The 13,897-nt window shown below is 43.1% G+C and carries 7 protein-coding genes and 1 pseudogene; 2 read left to right on the top strand and 6 right to left on the bottom strand.

Going from position 1 to position 13,897, the window contains the following annotated elements; genetic code table 11:
* Positions 1-4: 4 nt before the first annotated feature.
* The 3 genes from KV40_RS23650 to KV40_RS23660 form a co-directional block, all read right to left on the bottom strand.
* Entirely contained in the window at positions 5-2,746 is a 2,742-nt protein-coding gene (locus KV40_RS23650; RefSeq protein ID WP_052055882.1) for an HAD-IC family P-type ATPase, read from the bottom strand.
* A 515-nt stretch (positions 2,747-3,261) separates the two neighbouring features.
* Positions 3,262-3,879: a peroxiredoxin gene (locus tag KV40_RS23655; protein WP_052055883.1), complete on the bottom strand. Its 618-nt coding sequence runs from the start codon at positions 3,877-3,879 to the stop codon at positions 3,262-3,264.
* Between the two features lie 52 nt (positions 3,880-3,931).
* Positions 3,932-4,639 (bottom strand): MOSC domain-containing protein, encoded by a 708-nt coding sequence (locus KV40_RS23660; protein WP_036486606.1) that lies wholly within the window; start codon positions 4,637-4,639, stop codon positions 3,932-3,934.
* Between the two features lie 150 nt (positions 4,640-4,789).
* On the opposite strand from KV40_RS23660, the gene KV40_RS23665 reads away from it, so the two are divergent.
* Positions 4,790-6,217 (top strand): PLP-dependent aminotransferase family protein, encoded by a 1,428-nt coding sequence (locus KV40_RS23665; protein ID WP_036486608.1) that lies wholly within the window; start codon positions 4,790-4,792, stop codon positions 6,215-6,217.
* A 178-nt stretch (positions 6,218-6,395) separates the two neighbouring features.
* Here the strand turns inward: KV40_RS23665 and KV40_RS23670 are convergent, their stop codons facing one another.
* Positions 6,396-6,875 (bottom strand): GNAT family N-acetyltransferase, encoded by a 480-nt coding sequence (locus KV40_RS23670; RefSeq protein WP_036486610.1) that lies wholly within the window; start codon positions 6,873-6,875, stop codon positions 6,396-6,398.
* Between the two features lie 698 nt (positions 6,876-7,573).
* Between KV40_RS23670 and KV40_RS23675 the strand changes: the two genes are divergently transcribed.
* A complete protein-coding gene (locus tag KV40_RS23675; protein ID WP_036486612.1) occupies positions 7,574-10,546 on the top strand; it encodes a Tn3 family transposase in 2,973 nt (990 codons plus the stop codon).
* A 30-nt stretch (positions 10,547-10,576) separates the two neighbouring features.
* Here KV40_RS23675 and KV40_RS32495 read toward each other — a convergent pair whose 3' ends face one another.
* Complete coding sequence (locus tag KV40_RS32495) at positions 10,577-13,396, bottom strand: putative Ig domain-containing protein (RefSeq protein WP_052055884.1); 2,820 nt, start codon at positions 13,394-13,396, stop codon at positions 10,577-10,579.
* 126 nt (positions 13,397-13,522) lie between these two features.
* Positions 13,523-13,897: pseudogene (locus KV40_RS37420) on the bottom strand (Calx-beta domain-containing protein); the annotation flags it as partial.

Genomic DNA, 13,897 nt, shown 5'->3' on the forward strand with positions numbered 1-13,897 from the left:
TGGTTTAACCTAACGGTTTAAAGCGTTTTAAAAGCAAGGCAAAAATCACCACGGGTAAGCCTGCGCCCAGACAGATTAGCCATTGAGTCAAACTGAGAGGAACGGTTTCAAATAAAGCGTTCATCACGGGTAACTGGCTGAAGAGTATTTGTAAAACCACAACGCATATAATTCCAACCGCAGGGGCATAAGCGATCGATCCGTGGAGATCATCGCGCATTTTCGCTTCCAAAGAGGGAATAAAACGGCTGATACAGAGCAAATAAAAGATTTCTGCTGCTACTAGGGTTTGCACCGCCATAGTACGAGCTAGGGCTTCCTCTCCTGTAGTTGCTACTATCCATTCAAATATGCCAAAGGTGGCTGCCCAGTTAAACAAGGAAACGATCGCAATCCGCCAAAGTGTACTACTCGTAAGTAGAGGTTCATTAGGAGGACGGGGTGGCGATCGCATCAGGTTTTTTGGCTGCGGTTCAAAGGCTAAGGGAATTGACAGAGAAGAAGAACTCACCATGTTTACCCAGAGAATTTGTAGGGGCAAAATTGGCAGTGCGCTCCCTAAGAGTACCCCAGCTAAAATCGTTAGTGCCTCTCCGCCATTTACTGGGAGAATAAAAGCGATCGCTTTCCGCAAATTGAGGTAAACCGTTCGCCCTTCTTCCACCGCAGCTTCAATAGAAGCAAAATTATCATCTGTGAGGATAATATCGGCAGCTTCTTTGGCTACTTCCGTGCCATTTCTGCCCATCGCGATGCCAATATCGGCTTKTTTGAGGGCTGGAGCATCATTTACTCCATCTCCCGTCATCGCTACAATTTCGCCTTTGGCTTGCAGTGCTTCAATTAAGCGCAGTTTTTGCTTCGGTGCTACTCGCGCAAATACTACAGTGTCTTCTACAGCATTTTGTAATTCCCGATCGCTTATCTGCTCTAAATTTTTGCCCGTGAGTGCCTGTATCTCTCCTGAGCTTAGGTTCAGTTTCGATGCGATCGCGCTAGCGGTAACTGCATGATCGCCAGTGATCATTTTGACCCCAATCCCCGCCGTCTGACAAGCTTCTACTGCCCGAATAGCCTCTTGTCGAGGCGGGTCGATCATTCCTTGCAAGCCCAAAAAAGTTAAACCGCGATCGATCTGTTTTCGAGCCAAATGGTTAAGCTGAGAATTAACAGGTTTTCTAGCTAGGGCTAACACTCGTAATCCTCGCCGAGCCATCTGTTCGGCTATAGATTCAATAGCTTGCGCTCCGTTATTCTCACCAGAATCGCAGCGAGAGAGAATCGCTTCCGTAGAGCCTTTGACGTAAATTATTTTGTCTCCCCTTGAGTTTTGATGAAGAGTTGCCATGTACTGATATTCTGAGGCAAAGGGAATCACATCTATTCGCGGTAATTTCTGTTCTAAAGTAGCGCGGTGCATCCGGGCTTTGTGTGCCACGACGATCATTGCGGTTTCAGTCGGATCTCCCTCAATTGTCGATCGCCCGTCTCGTACTTGGAGATGAGAATCATTACATAATAATCCGCACTGCAAACATTCCCGCAGCCCTCGATCTGCTTCAATTACAATCGACTGGTTATCCTGTAAAATTTCACCCTCAAGGTTATACCCCGTTCCCGTAACCCGATAGTGCTGTCCCCCTGCATAAATCTCTTCAACGGTCATTTGGTTTTCGGTAAGCGTCCCCGTTTTATCAGAGCAAATCACTGTGGCACTCCCCAAAGTTTCTACGGCTGGCAGTTTACGAATAATGACATGACGGCTAGCCATGCGAGAAACTCCAATGGCGAGAATAATTGTCACCAATGGGGGTAGTTCTTCGGGAATGCCACTAACCGCTAAAGCAACCGCAGTCTGAAACATCTGTAGCCATGATTCTCCTTGCCCCAATCCTACGACAATAATTAGTGCTGCTAACCCGAGAAAAACATACAGCAGTTGCCAACTAAATTTTTCTAGTTTCCGCACGATGGGAGAGGTGAGATTAGTTTGTCGTTCCATAAGGGCAGAGATTTTGCCCGTCTCGGTGGCAACGCCTGTCGCCACTACAATTCCCCGTCCTTGCCCTGCGGTGACAATCGTACCCGCATAAGCCATATTAAGGCGATCGGCCAGGGAGGTTGCTTCTTTAAGGGGTTTACTGTCTTTATCTACTGGGAGAGATTCTCCCGTGAGGGCAGACTCGTTAATTTGCAGGTGTTTACACTGGAGCAACCGCAAATCGGCTGGTACTTTATCTCCAGCTTCCAAGCAAACAAGATCTCCAGGTACGAGTGAACTGGCAGCTAGTCGCGATCGCGCTCCCTCGCGAACCACCTTAGTTTGAGTTACCATCGACTTGGCTAAGGCTTCCATTGCTTTCTCTGCCCTGGCTTCTTGAATGTAGCCGACGATCGCATTAATTAAAACTACGGCAAAGATGACCCCAGCATCTACCCACTCTTGTAAGAACAAGGTGACTACTCCTGCGCCGATCAAAATGTATAACAACGGTTGGTTAAACTGTTGGATAAATCGCATCCAAGGACTGGACTTTTTTGGGGGAGTTAATTGATTAGAACCAAAACGTTCTTGACGTTCGGCTACTTTCTGTTGAGTTAATCCCGTGCTTAAATTACTGTTTAAAAAGCCAACCACCTCTTGTACAGACAAACATTCCCATTGTCGATCTAAAGATTCTGGGGTGACAATTTTCGCTCTATAATTTTCTAACGATTTCTTGTTTTGGGAGTATTTCTGATTCATTTAAAATTTATAGAGATCGGTTTGATGATTTTGTGTCGAGTTAATTGAGTGTAATACCGCTTCTCCTTAAACTTGCACTTAATCTTTAGATATATTAGAGATTCTTGAAGGTTTATATCGGGTTGAGTTACAGAATTCATAATGGTTTTAGCGTTAAATTTGGCTTTTTAAAGCGTATTTTATGAGACAAAAAATCTTGGTCTGTCTCTCAATTTTTTAAGTTAGGAAGTATTTCGGACCGTAAAAATTGCCTTCCCTAATTAATGTTGCTGATGCTTAATTCATTTTTAGTTTCTGACAAAAGATACCATCTATATTTTTCGCAAGTTAGTAAGAAACTGCCAGGAAGTATTGTTGTTAACAGCAAAAAAAACTTTTCATCGAGTGAAAAAAATCTGTTTGTTGCTCATGGGCTGATTTTTTCTAAATAATTAATTGCTTTAGTCGATTTTTAAGAGTACGGCAAAGTTTTGAGGAACTTATGAGGAAAAATACTTCCGACCATATTCTGAAAGTTATCTAAATTGTAGTTGCTCAAAGCGCGATCGCTTTTGGTAGGGAAACTCTTGTAATCGGCTTTTATTTTGCTTCAGCCATTCGACAACATCTACAATATTTCTCTCAGGAGGAAAAATTGGATAAAATACTTTAACTATCTTGCTTCCTCGTACTATCAGAGTTAAACGCTTAATATATCGCAGATTTTCTAGCTCAAAAGTTGGTAGCTGCAATGATGTTGTTAATTCAAAATCTGCATCGCTGAGAAGCTCATATGGTATATGAAGTCTTTCTACCGCTTCAAGTTGAGTAGAAGATTTTTGGGTACTAATTCCATAGACTTGAGTATCAAGTGTTTGAAGTTCTCGATAGCGATCGCGAAAACTACATGACTGTGGAGTACATCCTCTCGCGCCTGGAATTGAATCCCAACCATTAGGAAGTTCAACACCTGGTTGACCTGTCATTGGATAGCAAAAAAATACCGCCTGACCCTGAATGTAGGATAGATCTACTGGTTTACCAGAAGTAGAAAGAAGAATAACATCGGGTAAGCTTTTTTCTAATAAATGGGAACTTGCTCCGTCATCTTGAGGTACTGGTAGGTTAAATGGTAATTGAGTATAGTCTGTCATTATTGTTTCTGTTTGTACGACTCAATCTCGATTATTGTTTGGCTTCAATTAGCTAATTTTTGTCCCATAGTCGTGGTGCAGACTCGGAGTTAAGCGGTCTATTGGCACGACGTGACAGAGTTTGTTGCCATTTTGATGATAAAAGCGGACAGGCTGCTAATTCGCCTGCACTTTCTAGATCGCTTTTCTCTTGATGCATAATTTGATTGGCTCGTGCTATTGTCCATTGAGGATATGGGCGGTCTTGTAAGATTAATGGTAGGTTCGGTTCAATATTTCCTTCTTTTAGCACTCGAAAATACCATCCAGTTCGTCCATTTTGCTGAACCTGTAAAGCTAGGTCGCGAATTCGCCAGCGACGAGATAATTTCCAACAGGGTTGACGAGGCTGAGATACTTGAATTTTTGCTTCACCCAGATTGTAAACATCGCCAATGCAGACAGAAGATTCTGTTTGTCCAACAACCGTTAAATTTTCGCCAAATGCGCCATGGGGCAAATCTGGTAACTGCAAATTTTCCCGCCAAATTGGATAATGTTCTGCTGCGTAAGCTAAAACCGCTTTCTCAACACCACCATGATTCTTGAGGTCTGCCTGTCCATCTCCGACAAGATTGGTCGAACCAAGCCAGATTTTTCCTTCAATTGGAGTTTTGAAAAAACCTGTCGTCCAAGGTCGATCCATTGGATTAGATGCACCCTTGATACCAAAAGCTTGAGGTAAGCCAACCTGAATCGTAATTACCTGGGGTGTAGTCATTTAGCTTTTCAAATACAAATATTTACTACGATTTCAATTTTTTGTAGTTCTGCGACCATTTTATTTACCACTGTTTTTTATGGAATACTATCCTATAGAAAAATTGGCTTAACGTAACGAGCCAATTCGAGACAAATTTTATAGACCAATATGCTACACATTCAACTCGATCGTAGTAATCCTCATCATCCTTATTACTTGCAGATTCTCGAACAAATTCGCGATCGCATTTTATCGGGAGAGTTAACGCCCCAAATGCGATTAACGCCAACTCGTCAGCTAGCATTAGAATTAAATGTTTCGCGTCAGACAGTAGTAAATGCTTACGAAGAGTTATGCGCTCAGGGTTACTGTATTAGTAGGGTTGGACACGGCACGGTGGTTGTCGATCTTGGCAAGATTGAGGTAACTACACCGAGTCAAAAAAAACAGACATTACCCAAATGGTTATCTTTAGCAAGCTCAAATTACCCTCGCTTCGATTCTGCAATTTCAAACATCGAAGCTCGCTCTCTAATTTCTTTTAAGCCTAGTTTAGTTCAGACAGACTATTTACCTTTTAAGGCGATGACACAAGCATTTCGGAAGGTAATGCATGCGGGAGCAACTGGGTTGTCAGAATACGACCGCAGTAACGGTCATCCAGCTTTGCTAGAAGCAATTTGTCAGATGGTCTTACCCAACCGAGGTATACAAACAACACCCGATCGAGTTTTTATTACCAATGGCTCGCTTCACTCTTCCTTTCTTCTGGCAGAATTATTGTCTACTTACGCTGACAGTATTAGTTATGGTGTTCCTGGGTATTTAAACATTCCTCAAAACTTCATCAATCGGGGAATAACAGGGCTACCCTGCTCTATCGATCTAGAGGGGATTTGCCTGACTAACGATGCTAAACAAGCCAGTTTACATTATGTTATGCCAGAACATCACTTTCCTCAAGGGATTACACTGTCACCAGAAAGACGTACCCAATTGCTGCAATTATCCCAACAAAACGATGCGCTGATCGTTGAAGATGACTATGATAGTGAATTTTACTTCGATCGCCATCCATTACCTGCTCTTAAAGCGATCGACTGTAGGGAAAAGGTAATCTACATGGGTACCTTTTCTAAAGTATTATTTAACGGATTGCGTGTAGGATATATTGTGGCTCACCCAACTATTATCCAAGCACTAATAAATTTACGTTGGCAAATCGAAGGCGGAACGAGTCTGATTGTTCAGTTATGGCTAGCAGACTTGTTAAATTCAAGAGCAGTAGAGCGACATTTGCGCCGTATGCGAGTGAACCATCGCGTAAAACGCAATCTTATTGCGGGTTACTTACGGCAAGATTTTCCAGATTGGCAATGGAGTTTACCAGGTGGCGGTTTACAGTTTTGGATTCAGTTACCAGACGAACAGGATGCAGAAGTTGTAATTCAGCAATTTAGAAAAGAGAGAATACAAATTTTTTCTGGTTCGGAGTACTACGATCGCCATTCAGAAAAAAGCCAGAACTGTCTTCTCTTAGGATTTGGTGCAGTGACAGAAGCGCAAATTCACCAAGCGTTTACCAGATTGAAATAAAAGGTTTGCTCGATATATTAAGTTCGGCTTTAACAAAGCTGAGAAAATTATTTGAGAGCATATAAGTAGACGGTGGTCGGGCTAACGGTGAGGTTGTGCGGTGGCAAATAAACTTAACTCCGACCGATAAACTCTGTTCTGTCCCCACCAACACAAGGTTAGGGCTGCTTGGCTACCACTATAAAAGCTTTTCCATAAATATATTGCATGAACTATCGTTATATCTCTCAATTGTGTAGAAGCCAAGTCTTTTGTAGAGTTTGAGTGCCTGTGGTTGGTGCTCCTCGTTTACGAGGTCTAATCTCACCTTCCGATGACCTGCCTGCTTAGCAAAATCAAGGAGCTTTTGAGCCATTTTCCAGCCCCATCCTTGTCTTCGATACTCTTTGAGAAACCACATACGCTTAAGTTCGCAAATTTCATTATCAAGTTTTCGGATTGCTCCAGTACCTACAACCTGCTCGTTGTCTACCAAGACCAAGAACACACCACCATTGTCGAAATAGTGCAAGCGCATATGCTCAATATCAGACATAGAATCATAGCGCTTCAACTCCTCCTCGGTCAGGATATCTGGCCAAACCTCTAGGCAAACTGTCGTGACAATTTGCTTAGCTTGTTTAATTTGATGTTGCTGGATTGGTCTGATCTCAATCATTGAAATTGCTGTATGTATCAATAACTTCGCAGTACTGGACTTGGCAACAATTTTATCTTTTTTACACCACCGAGAACTAAATGGAACTTAACCTGGAACACCAACAGATAGACCTTAATCTACTGCCTCATTGATAACTAGAAGGCGGTAAGCGAAGGTTGGTGTCATAGCACGCAACTTGCTCTATAACTCTTTTATCATCAGCGTTACAGCCCTTTAATTATTTTTATTTGTTTGGTTCCATTCACCTCTCATTAATAAGTTTTCCATATACATCTTTTTGGCTACATTTGACAGTCGATCATAAATCTGTATTTTTGATAAACTTTTTCGAGCCAAACTCTTAATCCGGGGAAAAACTAGCGAGAGTGTCATGAGGGGCAATCTGGAGAATTTTGCAGCTTTTGATGTTTAAGACAGTGAAAACTGCTTTTTTAGCATAATGGCTATAATTATTGCTATATAAGTGATTCAGCAATTTAGTAACTCTGGTAAAAAGTGCTGATTTTGCAGGAAGTACCCAAAGGCTGCAAAAATTCTGACTTTGTTTTGATCGCTAAAATCTAAAAATTCCAATTTTGAAACCTATATCCTGTAACGGTTTCAAGCTAGATTGCCCCGTATGACAGCTTCGCTAGATCTAGTCCAATCCACTTATGATTTCTAAAATCACAAGCCCCGAAAGGAAGAGAGGATGAATGGTCAAAGCGAATGGCAATACTGAAGAACTAATCGAAACCTGGACGCTCCTACCCCAAGAACTAGAACTGGTTCGTAGTAAAAACGGAGCTAACCAAATTGGTTTTGCCATTCTGCTCAAGTATTTCCAAGCCTATGCCCGTTTTCCTACTTCAGATGAAATATCTACTTCTGTCATCACCTATATAGCCCAACAGTTACAAATTTCTGCTGATTCTTACTCAGATTATGACTGGCAGGGACGCTCTATTAGCAATCATCGTGCAGCCATTCGCAACTTGTTTGGATTTCGTACCGCTACTATTGCCGATGGGAAAGAAATAGTTACTTGGCTAAAAGCCGAAATTCTTCCCAACGAACAGCGAATCGAACCAATTACAGAGCTTATCTACCAGAAATGGCGAGAATTACAAATCGAACCACCGACACCTGGAAGAGTCGAGCGTTTGATACATAGTGCTATAGCACAACACGAAGCCGATTTTTGCCGACAAACGCTAAATAGACTTACCCCAGAGTCAATCGAACAAATCGATATTCTTCTTTCTACAGCAGATTTAGAAGCTTCCGAAAATGATGACGAGCCATCGAATACCAAAATCAAAATGTCGGATTTTGCTCTTTTAAAAACTGACCCAGGAGCAATAGGGTTAGGGAGTTTTCTCGCTGAAATCGAAAAGCTCAAACGCATTCGTGCTGTAAAATTGCCAACCGATTTATTTGAGGACAAATCGTCAAAGCTAGTCAAAACCTATCGTCAGAGAGCAGCTACCGAAACCCCCTATCTTCTTAGACAACATCCCCCTGCTATCCGCTACACTCTAATGGCAGCTTTTTGTAGTCAACGCAGCCAGGAAATTACCGATAATTTGATTGAGTTACTAATTCAAATCGTTCATCGTCTCGATACCAGGGCGCAAAGACGCATCGAAAAGCAGTTAATTGATGAATTTAAAGCGGTGTCGGGCAAAACAGGCTTACTGTTTCGCATCGCGGAAGCAGCAATCGCCGAACCAGATGGAATTATCGAACAGGTAATTTTTCCCATAGTGTCGCCTCAAACTCTCAAAGATTTGGTTGCCGAGTATAAAGCGACTGGTGCATCCTATCGACGCAGAGTTCACAATCTGATGCGAACCTCTTTTGCGGGTCACTACCGCAGAATGATTCCTCAACTGCTAGAAATGCTGGAATTCCGCTCTAACAATGATATTCATCGTCCCGTCATCACAGCAATAGAGCTTTTGAAGAAATACGCCCACAGCAAAGCCCGATATTATGACCCCACCGAAGAAATACCCATCGATGGCGTTCTGAAGAATAATGCCAAGGAGATGTTGCTAGAAATAGACTCAGAAGGACAGAGCCGAATCAACCGCATCAACTATGAAATCTGCGTACTTAAAGCTCTCAGAGAAAGACTCTGCTGTAAGGAGATATGGGTAGTCGGAGCCAATCGCTATCGCAATCCTGATTTAGATTTACCTACCGACTTTGAAGCCAAACGACGGGTTTACTATCAGGCTCTAACTCTTCCTGAAGACGTAGAAACCTTTATTTCTGGCTTACAGCAGCAGATGGCAGAGGGTTTAGAGAAATTAGATCGGGGAATGCCCCAAAACCAGGGTGTTAAAATTGACCCTCGCGGTAAAGGCGCGATTCGACTCAGCCCATTTGACCCCGCACCCGAACCCGTTAACGTTCGGCAACTAAAAGGAGAGATCGATCGCCTCTGGCACAAAACCAGCCTCTTAGACATTCTCAAAGAGACAGACTTGCGAGTTAACTTTACCCGCAACTTTAAAAGTATGGGAACTAGAGAAATCCTCGACAGAAAAACCCTGCAAAAGCGACTGTTGCTCTGTTTGTTCGGTATGGGGACAAATACGGGATTAAAACAGATTAATACGGGAACCGATGGCGAAAACTATCGAGATTTAGTCTATGTCCGTCGTCGCTATATCGACAAAGACCAGTTACGCGGTGCTATTTCCGAGGTTGTCAACGCCATCTTTGAGATTCGTTTGCCGCAGATTTGGGGTGAAGGCACGACTACCTGTGCTAGCGATAGCAAACACTTTCCTGCCTGGGAACAGAATCTGATAACTCAGTATCATCTGCGCTATCGAGGACGGGGGGTGATGATTTACTGGCACGTCGAAAAGAATTCTGCCTGTATTTACTCGCAGCTTAAAACCTGTTCTTCTAGTGAAGTAGCGGCGATGATTAACGGGGTTTTGAAACACTGTACCAGTATGGAAGTCAAACGAAACTACGTTGATAGTCACGGACAGAGTGAGGTAGCTTTTGCCTTCACTCACTTGTTAGGTTTTCAGTTAATGCCCAGACTGAAAAGGATTAAAGTACAGAAGCTCTATCGCCTTTGTGCGGGTCAAGCCGATGCCTATCAGAACTTGCAGCAGATTTTGACTCGACCGATAAATTGGGACTTAATTCGCCAGCAGTATGACCAGATGGTAAAGTATACCACCGCTTTAAGATTGGGTACTGCCGAAACCGAAGCCATCTTAAAACGATTTAGCAGAAATCCGTTCAAGCATCCGACCTATTTGGCTTTAGTAGAATTAGGTAGAGCCATTAAAACTATTTTCCTTTGTCGCTATCTCGATTCGGAGGCTCTGCGACGAGAGATTAATGAGGGTTTGAATGTAGTCGAGCGATGGAACGGGGTCAACGATTTTATCTTCTACGGTAAGGGTGGCGAACTTGCTTCTAACCGTCTGGAAAGTCAGGAGCTATCAATGCTGTCGCTGCATCTGTTGCAAATAAGTTTGGTGTACGTAAATACTTTGATGATTCAGAGCGTATTAGCACAGCAACATTGGCAGCAGAAATTGACGGCAAGAGATAAGGCATCGATTACACCGCTAATGTTCGGTCATATCAATCCTTACGGCACATTTCGTCTCGATTTGAACCAGCGGCTCAGAATTAACGTAGAAGCAGCATGATAAACTGCTTCCACTGCTAAATTCTTCCATTTACTGACCAATTACACCAGAAGTCTCATTCGAGTCAAAAAGTGTATTATTAGCTAAAGTCACAGGAGCGATGGCATTACTCGTCATTCCCGCAGTCGCCATTGGCTCGACGGGAATCGCACTCAAACTACCACTACCTTCTACTGCTAGAACATCAACGATTTCTGAAGTATGAATTATTTCGTCATCTAAGCTTTGGTCTTCTTCAACTTTTATATCCATGCCCGTAGCCGTAAGGTTATCGTATCTAACTCCCGAAGCATCGAAACCATCATAACTGCTAATGCTAGCTGCGACCTGCGGTGACTGGTTGAATAAGCTATCAAACCCAATCGCTGTCCAGTCATGGGTAATAGTATCACTGGTACGTTCGGCATAGTAGTTAAAGTCTCCCCACTGACCAGAACCCGTTTCCATAGCCAGCCAGCCTACAGTTTCCGTACCGTGACCAGAATTAGCGTTAGCTTCTTCTTCTTCTAGAGCCACCTCAAAACCATTAACAGTGCTATTTTGCTGGCGAGTCCGCACGAAGTCGGAATCGTTGGCGGTTTGTACCTGCGATAATACTATGGGTGTAGCAGCAAATTGCGTATTAAAATCAACGGGGTCGAATCCCACACCTTTTTCTACCAGTCCTTCACTTTCGGTAGTACCCACTTCTAGTAGCGTACCGTCTTCAAGCTGCCAAGTTCCCGCCTCCATGACGAAATAACTGACTGTTTCTTCCGTATGACCGCCCTTTCCTGCATCGACTAGATAGTTGGGTTCCTGAATTGATGCGGTAAAACTATTAGCGGTAAGATTGTTCATGCGTACCGTAGCGGGATCTGGTCCGTTAGCCGATAGTGGCTGGAGAAATACTACGGGATTGTCATAGCTGTTAATCAGGTTGATGGTCTGAGCAGCGTCGGTGAGATTGAGAGTTCCTGTTTCGCCAAAGACTTGTGGGGTAACTGTAGTAGTAGCTTTCTCTGTAATAACTCCCTCACCTTTAAGTGCCATAAAGCTGACATTTTCGGTAGTGTGTTTGACTTCGCTATCGTAGCTGGTATCTTCCTCTATTTGTAAATCTACGCTGTTGGTAGCTAGATTTCGATGACGTAACCCCGCAGGATCTGGTCCGTCATAACTGGTGAGAGAAGCTAATAGTTGTGGTGCCGAATCAAAGTTAGAGGCAAAGTTTAGGGTTCGCCAATCATGGGTAACTGTATCGCCTGTAGTCCCGATTTGATAGTCATTACCCAACCAGTTACCATTACCCGATTCAATCGCCATCCAGCCTAAAGTTTCGGGTTTATGTGCTGTATCTTTTAAAGCTTCTTCTTCTTCCATACCAAACTCAAACCCCGTAGTGCTGAGATTGTTCTGACGGGTACGGACGAAATCAATACCGTTGTAGGTTTGAACCTGAGAAAATACGGCTGGAGTGTTAGTAAACTGTTCGTTAAAAGTAATATTGTCCCAACCTTGCGAAACTTGATTTTCGCTTTCGGTAGTTCCTGCCTGTAGGACCTTGCCATCTGGTAGCGTCCAGGTTCCTGCTTCGACGACAAAGTAACTTACGCCTTCGGCACTATGAATATTGTCGAGATGGTTGGGTTCTTGTACCTGGAGGTCGAAGCTATTGCTGGTGATGTTTTGCAGCCTTACTATCGCAGGGTCGGAGTCATTGGCAGAGAGAGGCTGGACGAATACTACGGGGTTGGTAAAGCTGGTGGTAAGGTTAATGGTTTGTAGGGTATCGGTAAGATTTTCTACTTTGCCGTATTCGATAATAGTGCGATCGCTTGTTTCTTCGACGTTATTAACGGTAAGGTCGAAGCTGTCGCTAGCGATCGCGCCTTGGTTATCTGTTGCTGTAACTAATAGACTAAAAGTTCCTACGTCTTCGTCTAGAGGTGTGCCGCTAAAGGTACGAGTAGTGGGGTCGAAACTCAACCAGCTAGGTAGAGTGCTGCCGTCGGCTAGGGTGGCGGTGTAAGTTAAGCTATCTTCGGCATCGACATCGTTGAAAGTGGCTTCATCTAAGGTAAAGCTAAATGGTTCGTCCTCGGTGGCGGTAAGGTCGGGAATTTCAGATGTTAATGTAGGTGGGTCGTTAACATTTTCGACGATTAGGTCAAAAGTATCGCTTACGGTTTCGCCTTCAATATCGGTAGCAGTAACTAAAATGTTGAGACTGCCGACATCATCGTTGGTAGGTGTACCGCTAAAGGTTTGTGTCGAACTATCAAAGCTTAACCAGCTAGGCAGTTCGCTACCATCGGCTAAAGTAGCGGTGTAGCTGAGAACATCTTCTGGATCGTTGTCTTGGAAGTTTTCGGCGATCGCCAAACTTAAATTACTATCTTCGGCTATAGTCTGAGTGCCGATAGGGCTGACAAGTACGGGAGGATTGTTAGTAGGAGTTGATTCTAGTAGTTCGCTGATAATCTCCTCTAAAGAAAAGGTTTGATTTTCAATGTGAAAATATTCAATACGATATTTATCATCATCGTAATTAGAAATAGATATCCGATCTTCTGTAGAATCGTTAAAAGTAAAAACTAGGTCTTCATCTTCAAGATTTAAACTCACGTCATTGAGGGTAATACTAGAGTTTAAAACTAACGTATCACTGTCCCCACCACTTTCAGTTATAGCAGAATCTGTATCTTGAGCTTCCACTAGATAATCAGAGATGACATCTCGACCATCTCCTTGCCCAAAAATGTAGATATCATTGCCACCACCTCCGTTGAGCAGATCGTTACCTAGATAGCCTAAAAGAAAATCATCTCCAGTTTCCCCGACTAAAGTATCGTCACCTACATCACCCAATAGCGAATCTTCATCTACACTTCCGCGAAGTAGCTTTCCTTCGGTTTCCAGTGCATCATCGTTTTCAACATTGGCAACTACATCGTACTCTGCCTGATTATTAGCAAAAGTCGCTCCAGATATTTCCGATAAACTTAGGGAAAAGACTTCAGTTAACTCCTCTTCGGTATCACCAATAATCTCAACTTCAACCGTAGTGCTAGTTTCTCCTGCGACAATGGTTGCTTGTCCCGATGTTGCGATGTAGTCTTCACCTGCAACAGCATCACCATCTACGGTATTGTAAGTAAACTGTACGTCTACTGGTGCTGGTGTAGAAAGATTGAAAGTAAAGCTCGCAGTAGTATTTCCTGAATCACCTTCTGCAATAGTAATTGCTGCATCAGCCTCAAGAATCGGGGTAACAGCTAGAGTTTCAGTACTAAACCCCGTCCAGTTTGAAAACTGGAGTTTTGGCTCAAAATCAAATAGGCTGATTAAGAGAAGAAAAATAAGATCGAT

The sequence above is a fragment of the Myxosarcina sp. GI1 genome (genome assembly GCF_000756305.1).
In the GTDB taxonomy this organism is placed as follows: domain Bacteria; phylum Cyanobacteriota; class Cyanobacteriia; order Cyanobacteriales; family Xenococcaceae; genus Myxosarcina.

What these genes read in the sequence shown, in the direction of transcription:
- KV40_RS23655 (WP_052055883.1), bottom strand. Translation starts at nt 3,879, where the DNA reads ATGACAGACTATACTCAATTACCATTTAACCTACCAGTACCTCAAGAT.
- KV40_RS23660 (WP_036486606.1), bottom strand. Translation starts at nt 4,639, where the DNA reads ATGACTACACCCCAGGTAATTACGATTCAGGTTGGCTTACCTCAAGCT.
- KV40_RS23665 (WP_036486608.1), top strand. Translation starts at nt 4,790, where the DNA reads ATGCTACACATTCAACTCGATCGTAGTAATCCTCATCATCCTTATTAC.
- KV40_RS23670 (WP_036486610.1), bottom strand. Translation starts at nt 6,875, where the DNA reads ATGATTGAGATCAGACCAATCCAGCAACATCAAATTAAACAAGCTAAG.
- KV40_RS23675 (WP_036486612.1), top strand. Translation starts at nt 7,574, where the DNA reads ATGGTCAAAGCGAATGGCAATACTGAAGAACTAATCGAAACCTGGACG.